Genomic DNA, 24,956 nt, shown 5'->3' with positions numbered 1-24,956 from the left:
GGCGGTTAATCTCTGACGGGATTAACCGCCCGTTTCGCTGTGGCCGAGAGCTAAGGGGCCCGCCTGTGCTGATCGTGACCACCCACGACCTCCCGGGCTGGGAGATTCGACGCGTCTGTGGAGAAGTCTTCGGGTTGACCGTTCGCTCGCGTAACGCGTTCGCTCAGATGGGTGAGGGCTTCAAGGCCGTGGCGCTGCCATTGGTGGACGAGACGCCGGAACCGTTGCGCGACAGCGCGGGTGCGATCATCTACTCGGGCTTCCCCGCCGGCGTTCTGTACGAATTCCGGTTGCTGTCACTGGGCGCGCAGCTGCTCTGGCTGACCATCGGGGTGGTCTTCGGGATGCTGGCGGGTCGACTGCTCGGTGACCGCGCCAGACGGGTATCGAGCAACGCTGCGTGACGGGGGTCGTGCGGCTGACCCTGGTGTCGCACGCGATGACCGACACGACGGCTGCGGCGCGTTTCCCGTCGACGAGCCCCTCAACGACACCGGCCGTCGGCAGGCCGAAGAGGCCTGTCGTCCTTGCCATCTCCGATCCGGACGCCTGCTATCTCGCCGCCCCTGAGCAACGCGCGCGCGAGACCACTGTTGGGTCTGCACGCCGCGACCGAGCCGCGGTTGGCCGACCTGGACTGCGGACACTGGCGCGGCCGGGCATTGGCGGCCGTCGACGCGGCCGACCTCGAGGTGTGGCTGACCCGCCCGGAGCGAGCGCCGCACGGCGGGGAATCCATCGTCGACCTCACAGGACGGGTGGGCGGCTGGCTGACGTCAACGCTGCAAGGTGTACCGCGCACCGTGGCGGAGACGCATCCGGCGGTGATCCGCTCGGCGATCTTGCTGGCCCTCGACATCCCGCCGAAGTCGTTCTGGCGCATCGATGTTGCACCGGCAGCGTGACGAAGCTGCATCACCGCGACGGCCGTTGGACGCTTCGGGTCGGGTGACTACCGCGGGGCGATCAGGGCGAACGTCTGTTTGGCGACCTGCAGCATCCAGCCGGTCACCTTCGGTCCGTGATCGCGCGGCCAGTTCAGCTGGAAGCTGACCACCCACGGTTGGTGGGTCTTGTCCACAGCATACCAGCTGAAGGTCAGATCACCCGGCAGGCCACCGGCTTTCGCGCCGATATACGGCCAGATGTTGCGATTCAGCTGAATGCCCGAGACGACGGACAGGAGCTGGCGAACGGGCGCGGCCTCGCCCACGGCATCGGCTTGCAGGGCCGCGTGGATTCGACAGATGTCTTGCGCATTGCCATACCATTCCGCGCCGTACGTCGAAGCCGGGACGTGAGCGCGGGCCGGATCAGGTTGGTAGGGATTGGAATTTGCCTGTGCCAACAGCTGGGCGCGGACCTGCGGCGTGGCGTGCTGCCACTGGGCGCGCAGATCCGGCTGGCCCCAGCCGATGGAGAAGATCTCGTACATCGTGGGGAACGGCGTCATGCTGGCCGGATCGTGGTGGCCGGCGCTGGCCAGGGCCTCCTCGATGGCGTGCGTGCCCAGTTTCTCGATCAGCAGATCGGTGGCCATGTTGTCGCTGTTGGCGATCATCTTGGCGGCCGCGTCGTGCACCGAAACACGATCCCCAGGGTTGAGGCTCAGGCCAGACGAGCCCACCGCCTTGCTCTTCTCGGTGACGGTCAGCTGATCGTCCCAGGACACCGTGTGGTGCTGCACCGCTGTGGCCAGGGCGTGCAGCACGTACAGCTTGAAAATTGATGCCAGCGGCAAGGAGTCGCCGGTGTTGGTGCCCGTGACGGGGTCGCAGTGCCCCGGCGGGCCCCCGTTGACCTTGGCGACCTGATACGAGTACTTAGCGCCGGTCTTGCTCAGCGTGGCGTCGATGTCATGCCAGGAGGTGATCGTCGGCGCCTCGGTGTCGACGTCGAAGCGATCGACGTGCCCCATGTCGTCGGTGTGCATCCGGATGTCCTGCCGTGCGCCGTACGACGAGGTGAGATGCAGCGTGGCAACACTGGCGCTGATGTCGACGCCGTCCAGGGTGAAGGGACGATCCCACCACAGCTCTTCCATCGTGGTCTCGACCGCATCCACCTGGCCCGGGGCGGTCAGCGTGCGAACCCCGACCGGGCCGATCGGCCAGTCCGAGTTCAGCATGTCCATCGTCTGCTGGGCCCGCAGCCCGGGAGGTGTGCGGGTGTCGATGCTCCGGCCGGCGTTGGCCGCGTTCGCCTGCGGCGGCGGCGACGGCGAACAGCCCGGCGCCAGGGTCGCGACTAGTGCTGCTGCCGCAGTGACGGCCAGCACTCGCTGCGCGGGACCCAATTTATCGGGCTTACGCAGTCGACTTGCCTCCGGCGACGTCCATGACGACTTCGAACTCCAGCAGCGACGCGCCGGTCGCCACCGGGTTGGCACGCTGACCGGCATGAGCTTCGACGGCGGGCCCACTCGCCCAGGCCTGGAACGCTTCATCGGACTCCCAGTGTGTCACGACGAAGTAGCGGTTCTCTCCCTTGACCGGGCGCAGCAACTGGAAGCCGAGGAAGCCGGGCTGGTTGTCCACCGCGTGTGCTCGGAGGGCGAACCGCTTCTCCAGCTCGGGGCCGGCGTCGGCGGGAACTTCGACTGCGTTGATCTTCACCACTGGCGGCATGCCCGCCAGGCTACCCCGCACCCTGCCTCGTCCTGCTCGAGGGCGGGGCACGCAAGATGGTGCCATGCCCACCGACCTGTTGACTCCGCACGGCGGGCAGGGTGAGCCGTTGATCCTGGTGCACGGGCTGATGGGCCGGGGCACCACGTGGTCGCGCCAGCTGCCCTGGCTGACCCGGCTGGGCACCGTGTACACCTACGACGCACCCTGGCACCGTGGCCGCGACGTCGCCGATCCGCACCCGATCAGCACCGAGCGTTTCGTCGCCGATCTCGGCGACGCGACGGCCCCGTTGGGGGTGCCGGTCAGGTTGGTGGGGCATTCGATGGGTGCGCTGCATTCCTGGTGTCTGGCCGCCGAGGCGCCGGAATTGGTTTCCGCATTGGTAATCGAGGACATGGCACCGGATTTCCGCGGTCGCACCACCGGTCCGTGGGAGCCGTGGCTGCATGCGCTTCCGGTCGAATTTGACACGGCCGAACAGGTATTCAACGAGTTCGGGCCGGTCGCCGGCCGGTACTTCCTGGAAGCGTTCGACCGCACCGAGACCGGCTGGCGATTACACGGGCACACCTCGCGGTGGATCGAGATCGCCGCCGAGTGGGGCACTCGGGATTACTGGTCGCAGTGGTCGTCGGTCCGGGTGCCGGCGCTGTTGCTGGAGGCCGGCAATTCGGTCACACCGCCGGGCCAGATGCTTCAGATGAGCGAAAAATATTTGCCGACAAAATATTTGGCAGTTCCTGAGGCGGGCCACCTGATTCACGACGAGGCGCCGCAGGTGTACCGGCAAGCGGTCGAGTCATTCCTCGCCGGCTAGCCCAAACCGGCCGTCACCGGTCTGGGTCACCAGGCCGTCGGTGAGCAGCGAGTACAACGCCCGATCCCGCTGCGCGGTGTCGGCCAGCCAGGCGACGTCCAGTTCGGCTCGGGTGACCGGGGAATCGTTGGCGCGCAACACATCCAGTAACCGGCCACGTACCTGGCGATCGGTACCGGCGTAACTCTGAACCCGGCGGGCCGGGCCTTGCGCGGGGGGATAGCCGGCACGGCGCCAGGCGCACTCGTCGAGCGGGCACAGCCCGCAGCGCGGCGTCCGCGCGGTGCACACCGTGGCGCCCAGTTCCATCAGCGCCACCGAAAACAATGGTGTTGTATCGTCTTTGGGCAGCAGTGCCGCGACGTCGGCGTGGTCGCGCGTTGCCGACGGGGCGCCCGCGTCGGCCAGGCCGTGCACGGCGCGGGCGACCACCCGGCGCACGTTGGTGTCCACCACCGGAACCCGCTGCCGATAGGCAAAGCACGCGACGGCCCGGGCGGTGTAGCTGCCGACACCGGGAAGACCCAACAGGGTGTCGACGTCATCGGGCACGACGTCGCCGTGATCGCGGGCGATGACGACGGCGCACTCGTGCAGCCGTTTGGCTCGTCGCGGGTAGCCGAGCTTGCCCCACGCTCGCAGCACGTCAGCCGTGCTGGCCGTCGCCGTCGCCGATGGTGTGGGCCAACGCCGAACCCAGTCGGCCCAGATCGGCAGCACCCGGGCCACCGGTGTTTGCTGCAGCATGAATTCGCTGACCAGGATCTGCCACGCGTCCACGCCCGGTTCCCGCCAGGGCAGATCGCGGCGCGAGCGGTCGTACCAGTCCAAAAGATTGGTGACCGATATGTATCGCCTGCTAATCATCGGTGCCTGCGGCATGATATTGGCTATGCCCAATACCAACCCGGTAACCGCGTGGAAAGCACTCAAAGAGGGTAACGAGCGGTTCGTCGAAGGTCGGCCGGCGCACCCCGGCCAGAGTATCGACCATCGCGCCAGCCTTGCTTCGGGTCAGAAACCGATCGCGGTCATCTTCGGGTGTGCGGACAGCCGGGTGGCGGCCGAGCTGATCTTCGACCAGGGTCTGGGCGACATGTGCGTGGTGCGCACCGCCGGCCAGGCCATCGACACCGCAGTGCTGGGCTCGATCGAGTACGCGGTGACGGTCCTCGACGTGCCGCTGATCGTCGTGCTCGGCCACGACAACTGCGGCGCCGTCAAGGCCGCGATCGGCGCGGTCGACGACGGCGCGATACCGGCCGGCTTTGTGCGTGACGTGGTGGAGCGCGTCGCGCCGTCGATCCTGATCGGTCGCCGCGACGGGCTGACCCGGGTCGACGAGTTCGAGGCGCGGCATGTTTGCGAGACGTTGGCGCAGCTCACGTCCCGATCCACGGCCATCGCCGAGCGGGTGGCGGCCGGCACGGTGGCGCTCACAGGGGTCACCTACCACCTGGCCGACGGGCGGGCGGCGCTGGTCGACCACATCGGCGATATTGGCGAAGGGTAGCGCACGGTTACAAGGGCGAATAGCAGCGGAAGTCGTCCCGTGGCGCGCCGCCCTAACACGGGTGTCGGCTGGCTAACATCGCGACACGCCGGGCTGGATCGGACAAATCGACGTGACCTGGACTTACGGTGGAATCGTGCTGGATCTGGAACCGCGTGGTCCGCTACCCACGGAGATTTATTGGCGGCGCAGGGGGTTGGCCCTGGGGATCGCGGGCATCGTGATCGGCATCGCGGTCGTCACCATCATCGCGTTCATGGGTAACAACGCGGGCGCCAAGCCCGCCAGCGTCAGCAAGCCGGGATCGGCGCAGAACAATCCGGCCGCGGCCCCACCGCAGGCGCCACCCCCTCCCGGGCAGGAAGGCACCACCCAGCTGTCCACGCCGCAGGGACAAAACCCCGAGTCGGTGACTCCCACGGCCGCGGTGCGGCCGCCGCCGGTGCTCAAGGAGGGCGACGATTGCCCCGACTCCACGCTGGCTGTCAAGGGACTGACCACCGCCCCGCAGTACTTCATCGGAGACCAGCCGAAATTCACGATGGTCGTGACCAACATCGGGCTGGTCGCTTGCAAGCGTGATGTGGGGGCGGCCGTCTTGGCCGCCTACGTCTATTCGCTCGACAACAAGCGACTGTGGTCGAACCTGGACTGCGCGCCGTCCAACGAGACCCTGGTGAAGACGTTCGCCCCGGGCGGGCAGGTCACGACGGCGGTGACCTGGACCGGCATGGGGTCGGCGCCGCACTGCCCGTTGCCCCGGCCGGCGATCGGGCCGGGCACCTACAATCTCGTCGTACAGCTGGGCAACTTGCGTTCGCTCCCCGTTCCGTTCATCCTGAACCAGCCGCTGCCCCCGCCGGGGCCGGTACCGGGCCAGCCCGCGGTGCCGCAGCCCGAGGCGCCCCCCGGCGCGCCCGGTCCCCCGCCCGCGGGCTGAGCGGAGTCAGCTGAGCGGGTCGGCGATCGTGGACTCGGCCAGCTGCGACAACCCCTCGCGCACGTGCCGGGCCCACATCGAGCCGATGTCATCAACTGATTGCAGATCGTTGGCGCTCGCGGCCAACAGCCCCTGCAGCGTGCCGAAGCTGCGCACCAACAGGTCCCACGTGCGCGAACTGCAGCAGCGGGATACCAGCCATCGCGCGATAGCCCCGCGGGCTCAGTGCTGAATCCCGCGCCTCGGTTGTAGTGGGATAGCCGAAAACTTTTGCTAGAGACGTGATTTCGAGTAGCTCGTGTCCGACAGCGAGTCCAGCTCGTTGAGGGTGGCGGTCATTTGCGTGTCGGACAGCGGCTCGGGGCTGGCGTGGTAGTCGCGCACGATCAGCTCGCGATCGGTGTGTTGCCGCCCAGCAGCTCCTCGAGCTGCAGCCACAGCTGGCGCCCGTCGGTACCCAGTTCGACGACGTCGTAATTGATCACCAGGCCGATCCGCCGGACTAGCTCGAGTCGCTGCACTACCGTCATCACGTGGCGCAGCGTGACGAAGTCTTCGATCTCGACCCGCGACACAACAGCCTGCTGACCTCGTACAGGCGGGTCTTGTAGCGCTCCAGGGTGGCGATGGCCTGGTTGGCGCGCGACAGGATGGTCGCGGTGTCGGCCAGCACTTGGGGTTCGCCGCCCACGTAGACGGTAACGATGTTCATCGAGTGGCTGACCGAGATCACCGGGTAACCGGTCTGGATCGCGGCCCGTTCGGCAGAGCGGTGCCGGGTGCCGGACTCGTCGGTGGGAATCGACGGATCGGGCACCAGTTGCACGTTGGCTCGCACGATCCGGCTGCCGTCCGTGGACAGCACCACGGCACCGTCCATCTTTGCCAGTTCGCGCAGCCGGGTCGGGGCGTACCGGACATCCAGGGCGAAACCGCCGTCGCAGATGGCTTCGACTCTCTCGTCGTTCTCCAACACGATCAGGGCGCCCGTGCGGCCGCGCAGGATGCGCTCCAGGCCATCGCGGAGCCCCCGGTGCCCGGCCCCCCAGGCGGCTCCCAGCCGGGCGATCGTCTCACGCAGCGTCGGACGGGTCACACCGTGTAATTCTGCTACGTCAGCGCGTGCAGTGTGGGAGGGTTTCGCCGTTCGAGCTTCGACGGCATGCTGCGGTGCCCGGCGATTTCGATCGTGTGCTCGAGTGCGGCCCCGATGGTCGGCGCGGTCAGCGCGCGCATGCCGCGCGGCACGGCGTCGCATCTCGGCGGTATCAGCGCGGTGGTGAATCCCTGCCGGGCGGCTTCGACCAGCCGCCGATCCATCCCGCCGACCCGGCGCAGATCGCCCGCCAGCCCGACCTCGCCGACCATCACCGCGGTGGTGGGCACCGGCAGGTCGGCCAACGCCGAGGCCAGTGCGATGGCCACTGCGAGGTCCGACGACGGATCGGTCAGCCGCATACCGCCGACGGTGGACAGGTAGATGTCGTTGGCGGCCAGCGGCAGCCTGGCGTGTTTTTCCAGCACCGCGGTGATCATCGCGGCGCGGGAGTGGTCGATCCCGCTGACGGTGCGGCGCGGTGAGCCGGCGTTGGGTGTGGCCAGCAGCGCCTGCACCTCGCCGATCAGCGGACGTTTGCCATCCAGCGCGACCGTGATCGCGGTGCCGGGCACGGGGTTGGGCCGCTGATCGAGGAATAGGTTCGAAGGGTCCGCGACGCCTTCAATTCCGTTGTCGTGCAACATGAAACAGCCGACATCGTCGGCACCGCCAAACCGGTTCTTCAGGCCGCGGACCATGCGGAGCGAGCTGTTACGGTCGCCTTCGAAATGCAGGACGACGTCGACGAGGTGTTCCAGCGAGCAGGGTCCGGCGATGGCGCCGTCCTTGGTGACATGGCCGATCAGGATCAGTGCCACCTCGTTCGTCTTGGCCGCGGCGGTCAGCGCCGCGGTGACGGCGCGCACCTGCGTGACCCCACCGGCGACGCCGTCGGACTCGGTGGTGGACATGGTCTGCACCGAGTCGATGATCACAAGCGCCGGCTTGACCGTCGCGATGTGCTCGAGCACGGTGTGCATGTCGGATTCGGTCGCCAGGTACACATCGCCCGAGCCGCAGCCGATCCGGTCGGCGCGCAACCTGATCTGGCCCACCGACTCCTCACCGGAGATGTAGAGTACGCGCAGGCCGGACTGCGCCCACATATGAGCGACCTTGAGCAGCAACGTCGACTTGCCGACGCCTGGATCGCCGGCCAGCAGCGTCACCGAGCCGGGCACCACGCCACCGCCGAGCACCCGGTCGAGCTCGTCGATCCCGGTCGCACGGTGCCGGCTGACGCCCGCCTCCACGGAGCTGATCGGAACCGCCCGCGACGACGCGGCTAGGGGCCGGCGGCCGCCGACCGGGCTGAGCAGGGGCACCTCTTCGACGGTGCCCCAGGCGCCGCACTCTCCGCAGCGGCCCACCCATTTCGCGGTGAGGTGCCGGCACTCCGAGCAGCGGTATTGCGAGCGCGCGTTTGCCACGTCATGACGGTATCGGCAGGGGGCGACAAGTCCCCTTCAGACACAGCGTGACAGGGCCGGAACGGGCCTGGGAAGGGACTGGCGGCCGGTTTAGGCCGCCGGTCCCGCCGGCCCGGCGGAAATCGGCACCTGCACGCTGGTCTGCCCGGCCTTTTCGAGGGTGAAGGTGAAGGGATAGGTGAGGCCGTTGGTGATAGGCTTCGCCAGCCTGACGGTCGCCTTCGCCGCGGTGTTGGGGTTCATCGGCCCCGGAGCTACCTTCTGGCTATCCGGCGTGCCGATGAACAGCATCCCGCTGGCGGGCAGGCGCGGGTCGCCGGACACCGTAACCGTCCCGATGTCACTGGTGATGCTCACCAGCCGGTCCGCGACGTTAGGGGACTGGTTTACCGCCACCAGCACCAGGTCCACCGTCTTGCCCGGCTCCAGGAAATCGCCGGTCTGCGCAGCCTGGATGCGGATGTCGCGCAGCGCGACGTGGTTGACCGAGGCCCGGTTGCCGTTGACAGCCGGCTCCTGGGTGGCCATCTGCGAGATCTGCCCGGCACCGCACGCGGTCAGCATGGCGGCGGCGACCACGGCCAGGTCGGCAAGGACGATTCGGGCGGGGAAGCGGACCGCGCGGCCGGTCTTGAAGCGGTTCACTCAGTGCCTCCTGGGCTCGGTCTGGCTGATCTGAAGTGACGGGGCACGGCGCGACAGCGGGGTCAACCGCGCAACTATGCACAGTAGTAGGAAGGTCATTCCGGCGGTAGCACCGTGTACAGACCAGCACCGCAGCGCCGATCGCGGGGGTCCGTGCCAGGCAATTCGGATCGTTGATAGTGTGTGGTATTGCACGTCTTCGTCCTTCTGTCAACCCCTAATCGGCGCGCGTTGTGCCCCTTGACCTGCACTGTTGCTTCGCGCGACTTGGACCGGCGTGTTAGAATGAAGTAACGAAAGGGGCTCGAATCAGATGATCTTCAAGGTCGGCGACACCGTTGTTTACCCACACCACGGTGCTGCGTTAGTGGAGGCGATCGAAACCCGGACCATCAAAGGGGAGCAAAAAGAGTATCTCGTCTTGAAAGTCGCGCAGGGTGATCTGACCGTTCGAGTTCCCGCGGAGAACGCCGAGTACGTCGGTGTCCGCGACGTCGTCGGACAAGAAGGTCTGGACAAGGTCTTCCAGGTACTGCGCGCTCCCCACACGGAAGAGCCCACCAACTGGTCGCGCCGCTACAAGGCCAACCTGGAAAAGCTTGCCTCCGGCGACGTCAACAAGGTCGCCGAAGTTGTCCGTGACCTGTGGCGTCGCGATCAGGAACGCGGCCTGTCCGCAGGTGAAAAGCGCATGCTGGCGAAGGCTCGCCAGATTCTGGTCGGCGAATTGGCGCTCGCGGAGAGCACCGACGACGCCAAAGCGGAGACCATCCTCGACGAGGTTCTAGCCGCCGCTTCCTGAAGGCGTGAGCTCCGGTGGCCGGGGGCACAGTTGTCGCAGTAGTCCCCGCCGCGGGGTCGGGGGAACGGCTACGCGCCGGTATTCCAAAAGCATTCTGTGAGCTCGACGGGCACACGCTGCTCGAACGGGCCGTTGCCGGCTTGCTGCAGTCGGGGTTCGTCGACCAGGTTGTGGCAGCGGTGCCCGCCGACCGCATCGACCAGGCCAAACGCCTTCTCGCTGACCAGCCCGGCGCGCAGATCACCGTCGTCGCCGGCGGGGCCGGGCGCACCGAGTCGGTCCGGCTCGCGCTGTCCGCCGTTGCCCGCAGCCCGGAGTTTGTCCTCGTCCACGACGCGTCCCGGGCGCTGACCCCACCGCCGCTGATCGCGCGGGTTGTCCAGGAGTTGCGGGCCGGGCACGGCGCCGTGGTGCCGGCGCTGCCGCTGCATGACACCATCAAGGCCGTGGATGCCAACGGCGTGGTGCTGGGGACGCCGGAACGCGCCGGGCTGCGCGCGGCGCAGACCCCGCAGGGGTTTGCGATCGAGGTGCTGCTGCGCGCCTATCAACGCGCCGCCGACACCGCTGACGCCATCGCTACCGACGACGCATCGTTGGTCGAGCAAATCGGCGGCCAGGTCCGGGTGGTCGACGGCGACCCGCTGGCGTTCAAGATCACCACCCAGCTGGATCTGCTGCTGGCCCAAGCGATCGTGCGCCCGTGACCGCCCTGCCCCGCGTCGGTCTGGGCACCGACGTGCACCCGATCGAACCCGGACGGCCCTGCTGGCTGATGGGGTTGTTGTTCGACGGCGCCGACGGCTGCGCCGGGCACTCCGACGGGGACGTTGCCGCGCATGCCCTGTGTGACGCGGTGTTATCCGCCTCCGGGCTGGGCGACATCGGTGCCGTGTTCGGGGTCGACGACCCGCGCTGGCGAGACGTCAGCGGCGCCCAGATGCTGCGCCACGTCGCCGACTTGATCGAGGCGCAGGGTTATCGGGTCGGAAACGCCGCCGTCCAGGTGATCGGTAACCGGCCGAAAATCGGGTCGCGCCGCGCCGAGGCGCAGCGGGTCTTGTCGGAGCTGCTGCGGGCGCCGGTATCGGTCTCAGCGACCACCACCGACGGGCTGGGTCTGACCGGGCGGGGCGAAGGTTTGGCCGCGATCGCCACTGCGCTCATCGTTGCCCACGAATAGCGCTGCCAGCTACGGCCGGCCCGGCCGAAGTACCAGGTAAGCTGGCACGTCGTGACCGATCGCCCCCGTCTGCGGCTCCACGACACGGCAGCCGGTGCCGTGCGCGATTTCGTTCCGCTGCGCGAGGGACACGTCTCCGTTTACCTGTGTGGCGCCACCGTCCAGGGGCAGCCGCACATCGGGCACGTCCGCAGCGGCGTCGCGTTCGACATCCTGCGCCGCTGGCTGATAGCGCGCGGGTACGACGTCGCGTTCGTCCGTAACGTCACCGACATCGACGACAAGATCCTCGCCAAGGCCGCCGTCGCATGCCGGCCGTGGTGGGAGTGGGCGGCGACTTTCGAACGCGCCTTCACCGCGGCATACGACGCGCTGGACGTGTTGCCGCCGTCGGCGGAGCCCCGCGCGACCGGGCACGTCACCCAGATGGTCGAGTTAATGGAACGCCTGATCGAAAATGGTCACGCGTACGCCAGTAACGGCGATGTCTACTTCGACGTGCTCAGCTTCCCCGAGTACGGGCAGTTGTCCGGCCACCGGATCGACGACGTTCACCAGGGCGAAGGTGTGGCCACCGGTAAGCGCGACCAGCGCGACTTCACCATGTGGAAGGCCGCCAAGCCCGGTGAACCGTCCTGGCCCACACCCTGGGGTCGCGGCCGGCCGGGCTGGCACCTGGAATGCTCGGCGATGACGCGCACATATCTCGGATCGGAATTCGATATCCATTGTGGCGGAATGGATTTAGTGTTCCCGCACCATGAGAACGAGATCGCGCAGAGTCGTGCCGCCGGCGATCGGTTCGCCCGCTACTGGCTGCACAACGGCTGGGTGACGATGGGTGGGGAGAAGATGAGCAAGTCGTTGGGCAACGTGTTGTCTATCCCGGCGATGCTGCAGCGTGTTCGCCCACCCGAGTTGCGCTACTACTTGAGCAGCGCGCACTACCGTTCGATGCTCGAGTTCTCCGAGACCGCACTGCAGGACGCGGTGAAAGCCTATGTGGGAGTTGAGGAATTCCTGCACCGGGCGCGGGCCCGCGTCGGCGGGGTGGTGCCGGGGCAGTGGACGACGCGCTTCGCCAACGCGCTCGACGACGACCTCGCGGTCCCGATCGCGCTGTCCGAGATCCATCACGCGCGCGCGGAGGGGAACCGGGCCCTCGATGCCGGTGACCACGAAACCGCCTTGCACTATGCCCGTGCCATCCGTGTCATGATGGGCATCCTGGGCTGTGATCCGCTCGACGAGCGCTGGGAAACCCGAGACGAGACGTCGGCCGCCCTCGCGGCGGTCGACGTGCTGGTTCAGGCCGAGCTGGAGCGGCGTCAACGCGCCCGCGAGGAGCGCAATTGGGCACTCGCAGACGAGATTCGGGACCGGCTGAAGCAAGCGGGCATCGAGGTCACCGACACCGCCGACGGGCCGCAATGGGAGCTGCTCTCCAGTGACGACAAGTAGTGGCCGAGTAGATGGCCGGTAACTATCGGCGCCAGGGGGCGGTGCGCAAGACCAGCAGTAAGAAGGGGCCGACCGTCGGGTCGGGCGGTCAGCGGCGCCGCGCCTTGGAGGGCCGGGGGCCCACGCCGCCCGCGCACCTGCGTTCCAACCATCCCGCGGCGAAGCGTGCCGCCAAGAGCCAACCTCGCCGTCCGGCCAAGCGCACCGACGAGACCGAAACTGTGCTCGGCCGCAACCCGGTGCTGGAGTGCCTGCGCGCCGATGTTCCCGCGACCGCGCTCTACGTCGCACTGGGCATCGACGCTGATGAGCGTGTCACCGAATCCGTCTCTCGGGCAGCAGATTTGGGCATCGCCATCTTGGAGGTGCCGCGTACGGACCTGGACAAGATGACCACCAACCATCTGCACCAGGGCATCGCCTTGCAGGTTCCGCCGTACAACTACGCCCACCCCGACGACCTGCTCGGGACCGCGCTGCAATCGCCGCCGGCGTTGCTGGTGGCCCTGGACAACATCTCCGATCCCCGCAATCTGGGCGCGATCGTCCGCTCGGTCGCGGCCTTCGGCGGCCACGGTGTCCTGATACCGCAACGCCGTTCGGCCTCGGTGACCGCGGTGGCTTGGCGTACCAGCGCTGGCGCCGCCGTCCGGATTCCGGTGGCACGTGCCACCAATCTCACCAGAACGCTGAAGGATTGGGCCGACCGTGGGGTCCGGGTGATCGGGCTGGACGCCGACGGCGACACCACGGTCGACGACCTGGACGGCACCGACCCGATCGTCGTGGTCGTCGGGTCGGAGGGCAAGGGCTTGTCCCGGCTGGTGCGCCAGACCTGCGACGAGGTGGTGTCGATCCCGATGGCCGGCCGGACCGAGTCTCTGAACGCCTCGGTGGCCGCCGGGGTGGTACTCGCCGAAATAGCCCGCCAACGCCGGAGCTGACGACCCTGCCCGGCCGGTCCACACGCCTGGGCGCCACCCTGGCTCGCACTGGTGCTGCTGCCGGGGTTGCTCGTTGCCGCCGCCCAACCATCGGAGTTCGACCTGCAGGCGCACCGCGGCGGACGCGGGGAAACGACTGAGGAGTCGCTGCGAGCCTTCGCGACCTCGCTCGAACTCGGGGTCAGCACACTGGAACTCGACATCGTCATCACCAAGGACGACCAGCCCCTGGTGTGGCACGACGCGGCGATCGACGCCGACACCGCACACGCTGTCGGCGGCGACCCGCAATACCCCTACGTCGGAAAACTGGTGCACGACCTCACCCTCACGCAGATCCGCACCCTGGACTGCGGCCGCCCCCTGCCCGAATATCCCTGCACAACGGTGGTGCGCGGCAACAAGATAGCAACCCTGCCGGAAGTCTTCGCCCTCGCCGAGTCGTATCGGACCCCGAACGGCACCGGTGTGCAGTACAACATCGAAACCAAGGTCGAGGCCAACGAGCCGGGTGCGTCGGCCGGGCTGCAGCGATTCGTCGACGTGATTCTGGCCGCGGTGCGGGCGGCGGGCACCCTCGACCGCGTCGAGATTGAGAGCTTCGACTGGCGCACCCTGCCCCTGGTGCAACCGGGCCGAGGCGGCCATCCCGTTGGTAGCCCTATACGACGACACGACCTGGATGCCGGGCTCGCCGTGGCTGGCCGGCATTGACGCTGCGGCCGTCGGCGATCCCGTCGTCGGGGCGCTGTTGGCCGGCGAGAACATCGTTGCACCCGAATACCGACTGGTCACCGGCAGATCGTATGTCGATCACGCACATGCGTTGGGGCTCAATGTAATTCCGTGGACAGTCAACGACGCCGAGGCCATGCGCGAGCAGATCAGCGTTGGCGTCGACGGCATCATCACCGACTACCCGACCACCCTGCGTGGCGTGCTTGCCAACCTCGGCATGCCTCTGCCGCCCGCCTATCGGCGCGCCTAGCGGACCCTGCTGTAGGCCAACCGGCCCAGCGGCGTGCGCACATCGACGATGCGGCGGTTCCGTTGGCGCCTGGTACCGGCCGCGCGGCGGAGCATCGCCGGACGCAGCAGCCGGGCCGGCGGATCGACCAGTGCGGTCAACCCCGACGGGTCTGAAACTGTCCGGGCGCCAACGCGACGCCGTCGAACTCGTGGCGGCCGGGCTGTCCAATAGCGAGATCGCGCACCGCCGCCAGCACCACCGGTGTCAGCAACACCACGGTGGCGTCCAGGCTCAGGACGGCGGTGATGGAGGCGGCGATGACGAACACGTGGCGCAGCAGCCTGTGTGAGCCGCGGGGGTCCGCGCGATCGCCGCACCCGCGACCTCGAAGAAGCCCTCGTCGGCGCACAGCTTGGCGAACACCAGCACCGCGCCCAATAACGCCACCACGCCCGACAAACCGGTGATTTGCCGGGCCGCCTGATCGACTGAGACCGCGCCGACGGCAATCACGATGACGGCGGCCGGCACCGCCGCGACCGCCTCCGGCCACCCGCGCGGGCGCGCCACCGCAAACCCGATCACCATAGCGAGCAACAACAGCGCGACGGTCAGTGCCAACGTCTGGACCGATTCACTGCCAAGTGTTTTCGCACTGCCACACCGTCGGAAGGTGCAGCGCGACACCGTCGCGTGCGGCCAGATCATCGAGGATACTCATAGACACGTCCAAGTTGTCGCCTGCATAGGGCAAGGACCGCAACGGATTTGACATCGGGCGAAAGAAATAGTCCCAGTGGATGGCAATCACCCGGCGTGCGCCGACCGCTTGCACGGTTTCTGCCAGTAGTCGAGCAGGTAAGACCTGCGGCTGTAGGCCCAACTGGCCGACGACAGATAAACCGCGTCGGCCCGCCGGCCGGCCAGCACGCCGGCGACGAAACCGGCACTGCCTTGGACCAACAACCGCTTGTCCGACGGCAGGTGGTGGATCAGCGCCGACCACGCCTCTCCGTACCGATAGGCGCCCGCCTTCACCGGCGGCACCAGTGGTTCGGCGATCACCCCCGGGAAGTGGTCCGGCGGACAGTGATGTGACTCCACCAGGGTTACGTCGTAGGCGCCCAACCGAATCGGCTTGCCCGACGCCGCCACCACCAGCCGGTCCTCGGGCAGGCCGTAGCCACGCCCGACATTGGCCGCGGATGCGCCGCCGACCAAGAGTGCGCCGGTGTGGTCGGCGACCAGCGCGGAATCCAGCACATGGTCGACGTGGGTATGCACCAGGATGACGGCCTCCAGCCGCGACACCTTGGCCCGGGCCAGGCAGCCGTCCACCCGGGCCGGTGACGGCGCGACCTTGCCGGCCCCGACCCGGGCCAGGCCGGGGCGGGAAAAGTAGCCGTCGGTCAGCAGCGCGGACGACCCGTCGTCGATGAGCAGCGTCGCCACACCCAGCCGAGTCACCGAGAGGTCCGGCGTCGGAACCTGCGGCGGATACGTCGAATCGGCCGGAATACCGCGCGATATCGGGCCGACCGAGCCGCAGCCGCGTCAGCAGAACGCTCTGATGTCGATGCCCGCGGCCCGCAGCCGGTCGGCGACCGCGGCGGCGATCTGCACCGCACCCGGCGAATCACCGTGCACGCAAACAGATTCCACCCGGACATCGACCGGGCTGCCGTCGATCGCGGTGACCCGCCCGTCCGACACCATGGTCAGCACCCGCTCGGCGACCGCCGCCAGGTCATACAGTATCGCGCCCGGTTCGCGACGAGAGACCAGCTGTCCGTCCGGCCTGTAGGCGCGGTCCGCGAACGCCTCGGCGACGGTGGGCAGATTCCGTTGCTCGGCCTCGGCGAGGAACGCCGAACCCGGCATGCCCAGCACCGGCAGCGTGTCATCCACCGATCGGACCGCCTCGGCGACCGCGGCGGCCTGCTCGCGGTTGGTCACGATCGTGTTGTACAGCGCGCCATGGGGTTTGACGTAGCTGACGGTCGACCCGGCCGCGCGCACGAGCGCCTGCAACGCGCCGATCTGATACATCACGTCGGCCGTCAGGTCCGCGGGGTCGACGTCGATGAAGCGCCTGTCGAACCCGGCCAGGTCGCGATAGCTCACCTGCGCGCCGATCCGCACTCCGCGCGCGGCGGCGCCGCGACAGACCCGCAGCAGGCCGGCCGGATCACCGGCGTGGAAACCGCAGGCAACGTTGGCGCTGGTGACGATCTGCAGCATGGCGTCGTCGTCGCCGAGCCGCCAGACGCCGAAGCCCTCGCCCAAGTCGGCGTTGAGGTCGATAGCGGGCATCCGCCTAGCTATTGGGGAACCTTGGCGACGATTTGATTGAGCAGGTCGTTGACCGCCGCGTGGGTGTCCTTGTTGAGCAGGCAGACCCGGGCCTCGACCATGACGGCCCCCTGGACGGCCATCGCGTGCGAGCAGCCTCATCGCGTGTCTTCCTCCTGACACATCGACGGCGCGATGCGGGAATCACCGGCCCGCAGGTCGTGGGTCAGGAAGTAACTGTGCATTGCTTACTGCCGCGCCACCTTCCTCGGCGATCCGGCCGGCGATGTCGGTTGCCGGTGTGCCGGCCTGGCTGTAGGCGCACGTGACGACGTCGACGGCGACGTTGTTGCGCACGGTCAGCGCCCGCTGACAGCTCCACCCGTCGCCGCCCTCCTGGACCTCGGAGGCGCTGAGCATGCCGTTGTCGTCGGCGACGCCGGCGACCGTCCACACCGTGTCCGGCTGGCCCGGCACGACGTCGGAGAAACGGCGGTTCTCGACGCTGTCGTCGAGCCACCGGCCGCGCACGGCGGTCCAGCCGGTGCCGGAGTAGACCTTCTCCTGCGCGGGTCCGTCGATCGCGAGACAGTTCTTGTCGCTGACGCCCGAACTCCAGTTCCACATGCCCTTGTTGGTCACCCACACCTTCATCGAGGTGGCGCCCACGGCGCTGTCGATCTCGGCGAACCCGAGCAACAACCCCTCCAGCGCCGACACCGCCACCGGCTCGCGAGTCGGGCCCTCAGATCTGTCCGCCGGGGTCGGGCGGCCGGCGACGGCGCTGCTGCAACCACCGATCATGGTGGCCGCCGCGGTGAGCATCACGACCGCGAACTGCCGGCGCACCGTTGTCTCCCCCTCCCCCACCCGCGTCCCAACCAGCAGGGCCACTGCGTGCGACCAAGCTTAGGCGGCGGACTCCTGGCGCCGTCCCCGCAGCCAGCACAGGAGATAGATCAGAAACGAGATCGTTGCAACGAAGACGGACACCGGGATGCCGGGCGCCAGCGACAGCACGATCCCTCCCACGGCGGCCGTCTCGGCGAAGATCACCGAGGCCACGATGGCCGCCGTTGGCGAGGCTACCACTCGGGCGGCCGCGGCCGCCGGTGTGATCAGCAGCGACATCACCAGCAGCGCGCCGACGATCTGCACGGCCTGGGCGGCCACCACGCCGACCAGCGCGGCGAACACGATGCCCAGCGCCCGGACCGGTACGCCGCGCCCGGCCGCGACGTCCGGATCGGCGGTGGCGAACAGCAGCGGCCGGTAGCATGCCGCCAGCACGGCGATGACCAGCAGGCACACCACCGCCAGCATGGCCAGCCCGGTGTGGCCGACCCCGACGATCTGTCCGGTCAGCAGCGCGAAGCTCGTCGTCGTGCGCCCCGGGTAGAGGTAGATGAACAGCACCGCCAGGCCCAGCCCGAACGCCAGCACCACCCCGGTCACCGAATCGCGCTCCCGGTTCCGTACGCCGAGCAGGCCGAACAGCGCGGCCGCCACGGCGCTGCCGATCAGCGCACCCAGGCCGATCTGTAACCCGACCAGCAACGCGAACGCGGCGCCGGTCAGCGACAGTTCGCTGGACCCGTGCACGGCGAACGACATCTGGCGCATCACAATGAACGGGCCGATCAGCCCGGCCACCAGCCCCAGCAGCGCGGCCGCCAGCACGGCCTGCTGAACGAAGTCGTGGCCGAGCAGCCGTGCGGTGATGTCGAAGGAAAACAGGTTGCCCAGCACCCCGGAGAGCTGGTCGGTCATAGCGCGTGCCCGCCGTCTTCGCCGATCACCACGTACCGGTCGTTGATCTTCACCACCTGAATGTCGGCCCGGTAGAGCGTCGAGAGCGTCTCGGTGTTCATCACCTGCTCGACGGTGCCGATACGGAACCTGCCGTCGACGAAATAGAGCACCCGGTCGACGTAGGGCAAGATCGTGTTGATCTCGTGGGTGACCACCATGACCGTGGTCCCGGCCTCGCGACGGCGGCGGTCGATCAGCGCCGCGACCAGCTTGGCGTTGGCCGGGTCCAGCGTCAGCAGCGGTTCGTCGCACAGCAGCAGCATCGGGTCGCTGGCCAAGGCTTGCGCGATGCGCATGCGCTGTAACTCCCCGCCCGACATCAGCCCGACGCGAACGCCGGCCAGCTCCTCGCCGTTGACCTGTGCCAGCGCCCGGTCGACGACCTCGCGGCGGCGGGCCCGTTCGGCGAACCGCAGCGGCGCGGTGCCCCAACGGTGACCGTCGACACCAAGGCCGACCAGGTCGTGCCCCACCAGCATCACGTCCCGGTCCATCGGGCGGTGTTGCGGGACGTAGCCTATGTCTCCGCTGCCCGCGGTGACCTCCTTGCCGCCGACCAGGACGGCGCCCGCGGTCAGCGGCAGCTGTCCGAGGAGCACCCTTAGCAGCGAGGTTTTGCCGGTGCCGTTGGGACCGAGGACCGCGATGAACTCACCCGGCGACACCGTCAGGTCAAGGTTGTCCCAAAGGACACGATCACCGAATGCCAGCCGGGCGCCGGACAGCGCGACCGCGGGCGGCCGTGAGTCGGCAGTTCCGATCGCTTCGTCAATGACCGGCATCGGTCCGCCCCGACCGCAGTGCGGCCTGCAACTGGTTGACTGTGTCGCGCTGCCAACTCAGATACTCGGTGCCGTCGGGCAGGCTCTCGGTCACCAGGACCACCGGAACGCCCGCGCGTTGGGCCGCGTTCTGCAGGCCGGTGATTGCGGGTGTCTCCGTTTGCGGGTTGAGCAGCACCGCCGCCACTTGATGGCGGTTGACCAGATCGAGGACGAACGCCATGTCGGCCGGGGCGGGATCGCTCCCGTTCTCGTTCGCCTTGGCGAAGGCGGGGGGAGTGCGATTTACCAGGCCGGTGGCCTGGACGAGGTAGTGGGCCGCCGGCTCAGTGGCGACGACGGAGGTGTCGGGATACGTGCGGGCGGTTGAGCGTTCGGCCGCGGCGATGGCGTCGGCGTCGCGGCCGAATGTGGCGGCGTTGGCTCGGTAGTCGGCGGCGTCGGTCGCGTCGTCGGCCGCGAGCCTGTCGGCGATGGTGGTGGCGACGGACTTGGCCACGTCGAGGTCGTAGAAGACGTGTTCGTTGGGCGGTGATCCGTCGGCCGGCTTGGGGGCGAACGAGTAGGCGGTCACCGACTTGATGTCCGGATGCTGGCCCAGCACCTGGGTGAGCCAGGGGTCGTAACCGCCGCCGTTGCAGATCACCAAGCGGGCGTCGGTGACGGCCGCGGCGTCTGCCACGGTGGGCTGGTATGTGTGGGGGTCGACGTTGGCGCCGTGCAGGATCGACTTGATGCCGACATGACGGCCGGCGACCGCGTGGGCGACGCTGCCCCAGACGTCGGTGGAAGCCACGACGGCGGCGTCCTGAAGCCGCCTCGAGCCGCCGGCCCCGCAGGCCGTGGTCGTCGCCGCGCCCACCATACACACCGCCGCGAAAGCGCGGCGGGCAGGTCTCGAGCGCACCCGCCGGCGTCGCCCTTCGACTCGACTCATCCCCGTCCCATCAGCACGTACGGGTGCGGGATCCTGCTCGCTACCCCCTGCCAGCAGACGCATCCGATTTGAAAATGGTTTGCAGCAGAAATTAGCAGATCGTGGCGGCGCGGGCGCGGCGAAGGTGATGAGCGGTAGCGTCACCGAATGTGAGCCCGACATCACGGCGGCGTGCGACGTTGGCGTCGTTGGCGGCCGAGCTGAAGGTGTCGCGAACCACCATTTCGAACGCCTTCAACCGGCCGGATCAACTCTCGCCCGATCTTCGTGAACGCGTGCTGGCCACGGCCAAACGACTCAGCTATGCCGGCCCCGACCCGGTGGCGCGATCGTTGCGCACCCGCCGGACCGACGCGGTTGGTTTGCTGATGGCCGAGCGCAGTCGTTGACCTTCAGCGTGCAGCGCGACCGCATCGCCGGCGTCTGGGACGCCATGCAGGCTGCCGGGCTGAACTCGGACGCGCTGACCGTGGTGGAGAGCTACGAGCACCTCCCGACGTCGGGCGGCGAGGAGGCCAAGGTGGCGTTGGAGGCCAATCCGCGGATCACCGCGTTGATGTGCACCGCAGGCGTTTTGGCGCTGTCGGCGATGGATTACCTTCGCGCCCACGGCATTTACGTGCCCGGGCAGATCAGTGTCACCGGGTTCGACGTGGTGCCCGACGCCATCAGCCGGGGGCTGACCACGGTGGCGCAGCCCAGCCTGCAGAAGGGGCACCGCGCCGGAGAGCTGTTGCTCAACCCGCCGCGGTCGGGGTTGCCGGTGGTCGAGTTGCTCGACACCGAGCTGATCCGGGGCCGAACCGCCGGCCCGCTAGTGTAGCGGCTACGGGGAGTCGGTGTCGCCGATCAGCAGTCGCACGGCCAGGTCCAGCCGCTTGCTGACGTCGGTCGCCGAGGCGCGCCGGGTCAGCCAGGCCAGCAGGTTGGACAACCACACGTCGGAGATCACCCGCGCGATGTGGTACTGGTCCTCGGTCGGTTCGCCGTCGCTCATCGCGCGGGCGAACATGCTGTCGATGAGCTTCTCCACCTGGTCGACCTCGCTGGCCGCCGACGCGTCGGCGAAGACGTAGGCGCGCGTCATCGCCTCGGTCAGCAGCGGGTTGCGCTGCATCGCCCGGTTGAGTTTGCCGACCATGAAATTCAGCCGCTGGAACGGAGTGCCGCCGGCCATCGAGGACCGGTCGGTCTTCGCATCGATGCGGCTGAACTCGCGACCCAGGGCCGAAACCAGTAGGTGCACCTTCGACGGGAAGTAGCGGTACAGCGTCCCGACGGCCACGTCCGCCCGGTCGGCCACCGCCCGCATCTGGACGGCCTCGTAGCCACCCTTCGACGCGATGGCCATGGTCGCGTCCAGGATGCGTTTGCGGCGCTCCCGTTGTGCCTCCGAGCCGAGTTCGGACTCGGCCAGAACTGCCACGTTCATGACCTCGCGTGGCTGCGAGTCAGAGACGTGGCCCTCGTTGACGTTCGTTGGCGACATCTGACGGCCTGCTCCTCTTCCGGGCGGTTCGTTCGCAAACGATACGCAAGCCGCTTGTGAATTTCCCACCTCCGTCCTCGTCGGGGTAGCGAGCTGTCCTGCTGTGATGGCGTTCGACTTGAGGGTCGTTCGCTGAGCACTATTAGAACACGTTCTATTCTGCAGTAGTGCCCCTAACGGTCACGTTGAATCGAGCACACGGAGGGCCCTCACGTGGTAGCGACCGTCACCGACGAACAGTTTGCGGCGCGCGAGTTGGTTCGGGACTGGGCGCCCGTAACACGACATCGGGTCCGGGTGGGACCGCGGCGATCCGCGCGATCGAACAGGGCGACAGTGACGCGTGGCGGCCGGTGTTTGCCCGGCTGGCCAACCTCGGACTGTTCGGGGTGGCGGTGTCCGAGGATGCTGGCGGGGCTGGTGGCAGCGTCGAGGACCTGTGCGATGGTCGAGAAGGCAGCCAGGGCGCTGGTGCCCGGGCCGATCGCGACCACCGCGCTGGCAACGCTCGTTATCACCGATCCCCGGCTGCTGTCCGAGCTCGCTTCCAGGGCACGCTTCGCCGGGCTTGCCCTGGAAGACGACGTGCGGTCGACGGCCTCGGCGTCGGGCACCGTCGATTTCGTGCTCGGTGCCGCCACCGGCGGGGTGCTGTTGCTGCCCGCCGGCGAGCAGTGGGTGCTGATCGACGGCGTCGCGGTGGAGTCGCTAAGGGCCACCGACTTATCCCGGCCGCTGGCGCGGGTGGTGCTGTCGTCGGCGCCGGCCACACCCGATCGTCGAATCCCGCGAGCGCATCGAGAACCTGGCGGCGGAGGCGGCCGGCCTGATCCGCTGGTCGCTTGACACCGCCGTCGCCTACGCTACAATGCGCGAGCAGTTCGGCAAGCCGATCAGCAGCTTCCAGGCCATCAAGCACCTGTGCGCGGAGATGCTGTGCCGGGCCGAACAGGCGGAGGTGGCGGCCGCCGATGCGGCGCGTGCGGCGGATGCCCGGGATGCCGACCAGTTCGCCATCGCCGCGGCCCTGGCCGCGAGCATCGGCATCTCGGCGGCCAAGGCCAACGTCAAGGACTGCATTCAGGTGCCCGGCGGCATCGGCTGCACCTGGGAGCACGACGCGCATCTACTCTGCGGCGGGCGCATGCCATCGGCCGCGTCCTGGGCGGATCGCACGGCGGCCCGGAGCGGTGGCTGTGCCGAATCACCGCTCTGACCCAGAACGGGATGCGTCGCCGCCTGAGCATCGATCTCTCCGGGGTCGAGAACCAGCGCGCCGAGATCGCCGCGACGGTCGCCGAGATCGCGGCGCTGCCCGGCGAAAAGCGCCAGGTGGCGCTGGCCGAGATGGGCTTGCAGGCGCCGCACCGGCCCAAGCCCTACGGGCATGCCGCCTCGCCGGCCGAGCAGCTGCTGATCGACCAGGAGCTGGCGGCGGCCGGCGTCGAGCGGCCGGATCTGGTGATCGGTTGGTGGGCGGCACCGACCATCCTAGAGCACGGCACGCCCGAGCAGGTGCAGCGCTTTGTGCCGGCCACGCTGCGCGGCGAATTCCTTTGGTGCCAACTGTTTTCCGAGCCGGGCGCGGGCTCCGATCTGAGCGTCGCTGCGCGCCAAGGCGGTGCGCTCCAACGACGATAGTGGCTGGCTGCTGACTGGGCAGAAGGTGTGGACATCCGCGGCGCACAAGGCGCGCTGGGGCGTGTGCCTGGCGCACCGATCCCGACGCCCCGAAACACAAGGGCATCACCTAGGTTTTTGATCGACATGACCTCGCCAGGCATCGAAATCCGGCCGTTGCGGGAGATCACTGGCGACTCGCTGTTCAACGAGGTGTTCCTGGACAACGTCTTCGTGCCCGACGAGATGGTGGTCGGCGCGGTCAACGACGGGTGCACGGCTGGCCCGCACCACCCTGGCGAACGAACGGGTTGTGATGTCCAACGGGACGGCGCTCGGCAACCCGATGGAAAACCTGTTAAAGTTTTTGGCTGCACGGGATCTCGACGTTGCCGAACAAGACCGGCTGGCGCGCCTCATTGTGTTGGCTCAGACCGGTGCCCTGCTCGACCAGCGCATAGCCCAGCTTGCGGTGGGCGGCCAGGACCCGGGCGTGCAGTCCAGCGCGCGCAAGCTGATCGGTGTCCGCTATCGGCAGGCGCTGGCCGAATTCACCATGGATGTCGCCGAGGGTGTCGGCCTGGTCCACAACCGCGCGGTGTTCGATTTCCCCAGCACCCGCTGCCTGACGATCGCGGGCGGCACGAAGCAGATTCTGCTCACGGTGGCGGCCGAGCGGTTGCTGGGCCTGCCTCGCTAGCCGAGATCTGCTGCGGCGGCGTGTATTTCACGCAACTCCCGGCACACCATGGCGCCCAGGTCCCCGCTTTCGTCCGGTTCGCCCCAGCGGGCGTAGGCCTTCTTGAACGCCAGCGCCCCGAGTTCGGCGGCCAGCACAGCCGTCGGCTCGGGCACTCTGCGGGCCTGCAGTGCTTCCGCCATGGCCAGCGCGAGCCCGATTTGCTTGAGCGCGTTGCGCTCTTGCAGTTCGATGCTGGCGGCGATCGCGGCCTTGAGCCGGGGCGCGAGCTCGCGGTTGAACGACGTGAACGCCGCCGCCTTCAGGCCGTAGTACACCGCGGTGAGCGGTGTCGCGTCGGCGGGTGCCGCGGCGATGCCCTCCCACAGTAGTTGCGCGATGGCGTCCTGGCCGGCCGCGAGCACGTCGCGTTTGTCGGGGAAATGCCGGAAGAAGGTGCTCTTGGTCAGGCCGGCGCGCTCGGCGATCTGCGTCACGGTCGTCTCGTCATAACCCCGTTCGTTGAACAGGTCGAGTGCCGCGGCGACCAGGCGTTCGCGCGCGTCGGGTTCCCAACGGGCCATGACGCCCACGATAGTGATGAGACTTTGGTCCCGTCACTGGTGTAGGACGATGGGATAAAAGTCTCATCACATGAAGGAGCTGCACGTGCGCGTTTCGTCACCGGCGCTAGCGGAGGGATCGGCTCGGCCGTCGTCTCGGAATTGCTCACCGCCGGTCATCAGGTCGTCGGCCTGGCACGCTCGGAGGCCGCGGCGGCCACCCTCGACCGCCCGGGGGCCGCGCCGCTGCACGGCGACATCCCCGACCCGGGCCGCCTGCGGCGCGTATCCCCCGGCGCCGGTGGGGTTTTCGTAGTGGGAGAGTCGCGCGGCGTGCGCGGTGGGGGG

The 24,956-nt window shown here is 68.3% G+C and carries 23 protein-coding genes and 7 pseudogenes; 14 read left to right on the top strand and 16 right to left on the bottom strand.

Features of this window, described 5'->3' with window-relative positions; genetic code table 11:
• Nucleotides 1–65 precede the first annotated feature (65 nt).
• Nucleotides 66–404, top strand: a complete 339-nt coding sequence (locus FQ389_RS07455; RefSeq protein WP_144206531.1) for a CbtA family protein — start codon at nt 66–68, stop codon at nt 402–404.
• A pseudogene (locus FQ389_RS07450) lies at nt 401–952 on the top strand (histidine phosphatase family protein). Before FQ389_RS07455 ends, FQ389_RS07450 begins: the two are co-directional and overlap by 4 nt.
• Here the strand turns inward: FQ389_RS07450 and FQ389_RS07445 are convergent.
• Complete coding sequence (locus FQ389_RS07445; protein WP_260860586.1) at nt 953–2,314, bottom strand: class A beta-lactamase-related serine hydrolase; 1,362 nt, start codon at nt 2,312–2,314, stop codon at nt 953–955.
• Complete coding sequence (mhuD, locus tag FQ389_RS07440) at nt 2,307–2,627, bottom strand: mycobilin-forming heme oxygenase MhuD (RefSeq protein ID WP_144206527.1); 321 nt, start codon at nt 2,625–2,627, stop codon at nt 2,307–2,309. Before mhuD ends, FQ389_RS07445 begins: the two co-directional genes overlap by 8 nt.
• A gap of 64 nt (nt 2,628–2,691) precedes the next feature.
• Between mhuD and FQ389_RS07435 the strand changes: the two genes are divergently transcribed.
• The gene (locus FQ389_RS07435; RefSeq protein WP_144206525.1) at nt 2,692–3,447 is read left to right on the top strand and encodes an alpha/beta fold hydrolase; all 756 of its coding nucleotides are present in this window, start codon (nt 2,692–2,694) and stop codon (nt 3,445–3,447) included.
• Here FQ389_RS07435 and FQ389_RS07430 read toward each other — a convergent pair.
• Nucleotides 3,430–4,329: an HhH-GPD family protein gene (locus FQ389_RS07430; protein ID WP_407662802.1), complete on the bottom strand. Its 900-nt coding sequence runs from the start codon at nt 4,327–4,329 to the stop codon at nt 3,430–3,432. The genes FQ389_RS07435 and FQ389_RS07430 overlap by 18 nt on opposite strands.
• Before the next feature lie 10 nt (nt 4,330–4,339).
• Here FQ389_RS07430 and FQ389_RS07425 point away from each other — a divergent pair, with 10 nt between their 5' ends.
• Both FQ389_RS07425 and FQ389_RS07420 read left to right on the top strand, forming a co-directional pair.
• Entirely contained in the window at nt 4,340–4,960 is a 621-nt protein-coding gene (locus FQ389_RS07425) for a carbonic anhydrase (RefSeq protein WP_144206523.1), read from the top strand.
• 136 nt (nt 4,961–5,096) lie between these two features.
• Entirely contained in the window at nt 5,097–5,900 is an 804-nt protein-coding gene (locus FQ389_RS07420) for a hypothetical protein (RefSeq protein ID WP_144206521.1), read from the top strand.
• A gap of 6 nt (nt 5,901–5,906) precedes the next feature.
• On the opposite strand, the pseudogene disA reads toward FQ389_RS07420, so the two are convergent.
• From disA to FQ389_RS07405, 3 genes and pseudogenes are all read right to left on the bottom strand, one after another.
• A pseudogene (gene disA / locus FQ389_RS19420) lies at nt 5,907–6,996 on the bottom strand (DNA integrity scanning diadenylate cyclase DisA).
• Nucleotides 6,997–7,010: 14 nt separating this feature from the next.
• Complete coding sequence (gene radA, locus FQ389_RS07410) at nt 7,011–8,429, bottom strand: DNA repair protein RadA (RefSeq protein WP_144206519.1); 1,419 nt, start codon at nt 8,427–8,429, stop codon at nt 7,011–7,013.
• A 90-nt stretch (nt 8,430–8,519) separates the two neighbouring features.
• Nucleotides 8,520–9,074, bottom strand: coding sequence for a hypothetical protein (locus FQ389_RS07405; protein ID WP_144206517.1), 555 nt, complete (start codon nt 9,072–9,074; stop codon nt 8,520–8,522).
• Between the two features lie 313 nt (nt 9,075–9,387).
• On the opposite strand from FQ389_RS07405, the gene carD reads away from it, so the two are divergent.
• The 6 genes and pseudogenes from carD to FQ389_RS07375 all read left to right on the top strand — a co-directional run bounded on the left by carD (nt 9,388) and on the right by FQ389_RS07375 (nt 14,452).
• Nucleotides 9,388–9,876, top strand: a complete 489-nt coding sequence (gene carD, locus FQ389_RS07400; RefSeq protein ID WP_003419482.1) for an RNA polymerase-binding transcription factor CarD — start codon at nt 9,388–9,390, stop codon at nt 9,874–9,876.
• 14 nt (nt 9,877–9,890) lie between these two features.
• Nucleotides 9,891–10,583, top strand: a complete 693-nt coding sequence (gene ispD, locus FQ389_RS07395; RefSeq protein WP_144206515.1) for a 2-C-methyl-D-erythritol 4-phosphate cytidylyltransferase — start codon at nt 9,891–9,893, stop codon at nt 10,581–10,583.
• Nucleotides 10,580–11,059 carry a 2-C-methyl-D-erythritol 2,4-cyclodiphosphate synthase gene (gene ispF, locus FQ389_RS07390; protein WP_144206513.1) on the top strand — a complete coding sequence of 160 codons (480 nt, stop codon included), beginning with the start codon at nt 10,580–10,582 and terminating at the stop codon, nt 11,057–11,059. Before ispD ends, ispF begins: the two co-directional genes overlap by 4 nt.
• A 51-nt stretch (nt 11,060–11,110) precedes the next feature.
• Nucleotides 11,111–12,520, top strand: a complete 1,410-nt coding sequence (gene cysS / locus FQ389_RS07385) for a cysteine--tRNA ligase (RefSeq protein WP_144206511.1) — start codon at nt 11,111–11,113, stop codon at nt 12,518–12,520.
• Between the two features lie 11 nt (nt 12,521–12,531).
• Complete coding sequence (gene rlmB / locus FQ389_RS07380) at nt 12,532–13,464, top strand: 23S rRNA (guanosine(2251)-2'-O)-methyltransferase RlmB (RefSeq protein WP_144206509.1); 933 nt, start codon at nt 12,532–12,534, stop codon at nt 13,462–13,464.
• A gap of 48 nt (nt 13,465–13,512) precedes the next feature.
• Nucleotides 13,513–14,452, top strand: a pseudogene (locus FQ389_RS07375) (glycerophosphodiester phosphodiesterase family protein).
• On the opposite strand, the gene FQ389_RS17825 reads toward FQ389_RS07375, so the two are convergent.
• The 8 genes and pseudogenes from FQ389_RS17825 to FQ389_RS07335 all read right to left on the bottom strand — a co-directional run bounded on the left by FQ389_RS17825 (nt 14,449) and on the right by FQ389_RS07335 (nt 20,257).
• Entirely contained in the window at nt 14,449–14,592 is a 144-nt protein-coding gene (locus tag FQ389_RS17825; RefSeq protein WP_186296312.1) for a hypothetical protein, read from the bottom strand. The pseudogene FQ389_RS07375 and the gene FQ389_RS17825 sit on opposite strands and share 4 nt — an antisense overlap.
• Before the next feature lie 74 nt (nt 14,593–14,666).
• A pseudogene (locus tag FQ389_RS07365) lies at nt 14,667–15,055 on the bottom strand (SLC13 family permease); the annotation flags it as partial.
• Nucleotides 15,056–15,068: 13 nt separating this feature from the next.
• Nucleotides 15,069–15,995: pseudogene (locus FQ389_RS07360) on the bottom strand (MBL fold metallo-hydrolase).
• Nucleotides 15,989–16,747 (bottom strand): LamB/YcsF family protein, encoded by a 759-nt coding sequence (locus tag FQ389_RS07355; RefSeq protein ID WP_144206507.1) that lies wholly within the window; start codon nt 16,745–16,747, stop codon nt 15,989–15,991. Before FQ389_RS07355 ends, FQ389_RS07360 begins: the two are co-directional and overlap by 7 nt.
• A 183-nt stretch (nt 16,748–16,930) precedes the next feature.
• Complete coding sequence (locus tag FQ389_RS07350) at nt 16,931–17,620, bottom strand: sensor domain-containing protein (RefSeq protein WP_260860582.1); 690 nt, start codon at nt 17,618–17,620, stop codon at nt 16,931–16,933.
• A 15-nt stretch (nt 17,621–17,635) separates the two neighbouring features.
• Complete coding sequence (locus tag FQ389_RS07345; protein WP_144206505.1) at nt 17,636–18,496, bottom strand: metal ABC transporter permease; 861 nt, start codon at nt 18,494–18,496, stop codon at nt 17,636–17,638.
• Complete coding sequence (locus tag FQ389_RS07340) at nt 18,493–19,320, bottom strand: metal ABC transporter ATP-binding protein (protein WP_144206503.1); 828 nt, start codon at nt 19,318–19,320, stop codon at nt 18,493–18,495. Before FQ389_RS07340 ends, FQ389_RS07345 begins: the two co-directional genes overlap by 4 nt.
• Nucleotides 19,307–20,257, bottom strand: a complete 951-nt coding sequence (locus FQ389_RS07335; protein WP_144206502.1) for a metal ABC transporter solute-binding protein, Zn/Mn family — start codon at nt 20,255–20,257, stop codon at nt 19,307–19,309. Before FQ389_RS07335 ends, FQ389_RS07340 begins: the two co-directional genes overlap by 14 nt.
• A 149-nt stretch (nt 20,258–20,406) precedes the next feature.
• Between FQ389_RS07335 and FQ389_RS07330 the strand changes: the two are divergent.
• Nucleotides 20,407–21,080: pseudogene (locus FQ389_RS07330) on the top strand (LacI family DNA-binding transcriptional regulator).
• A gap of 3 nt (nt 21,081–21,083) precedes the next feature.
• Here the strand turns inward: FQ389_RS07330 and kstR are convergent.
• Nucleotides 21,084–21,683 (bottom strand): cholesterol catabolism transcriptional regulator KstR, encoded by a 600-nt coding sequence (gene kstR, locus FQ389_RS07325; protein ID WP_186296311.1) that lies wholly within the window; start codon nt 21,681–21,683, stop codon nt 21,084–21,086.
• 276 nt (nt 21,684–21,959) lie between these two features.
• Here kstR and FQ389_RS07320 point away from each other — a divergent pair.
• Nucleotides 21,960–24,066, top strand: a pseudogene (locus FQ389_RS07320) (acyl-CoA dehydrogenase family protein).
• Here the strand turns inward: FQ389_RS07320 and FQ389_RS07315 are convergent.
• Nucleotides 24,063–24,629 carry a TetR/AcrR family transcriptional regulator gene (locus FQ389_RS07315; protein ID WP_144206585.1) on the bottom strand — a complete coding sequence of 189 codons (567 nt, stop codon included), beginning with the start codon at nt 24,627–24,629 and terminating at the stop codon, nt 24,063–24,065. The pseudogene FQ389_RS07320 and the gene FQ389_RS07315 sit on opposite strands and share 4 nt — an antisense overlap.
• 54 nt (nt 24,630–24,683) lie before the next feature.
• Between FQ389_RS07315 and FQ389_RS07310 the strand changes: the two genes are divergently transcribed.
• The coding region (locus tag FQ389_RS07310; protein ID WP_144206583.1) for an SDR family NAD(P)-dependent oxidoreductase at nt 24,684–24,956 on the top strand (273 nt) is incomplete at its 3' end.

This window comes from Mycobacterium tilburgii, assembly GCF_902168065.1.
Lineage (GTDB): Bacteria > Actinomycetota > Actinomycetes > Mycobacteriales > Mycobacteriaceae > Mycobacterium > Mycobacterium tilburgii.
Note: the sequence above shows the minus strand (reverse complement) of the source record. Positions and strands in the feature narration are given on the sequence as shown.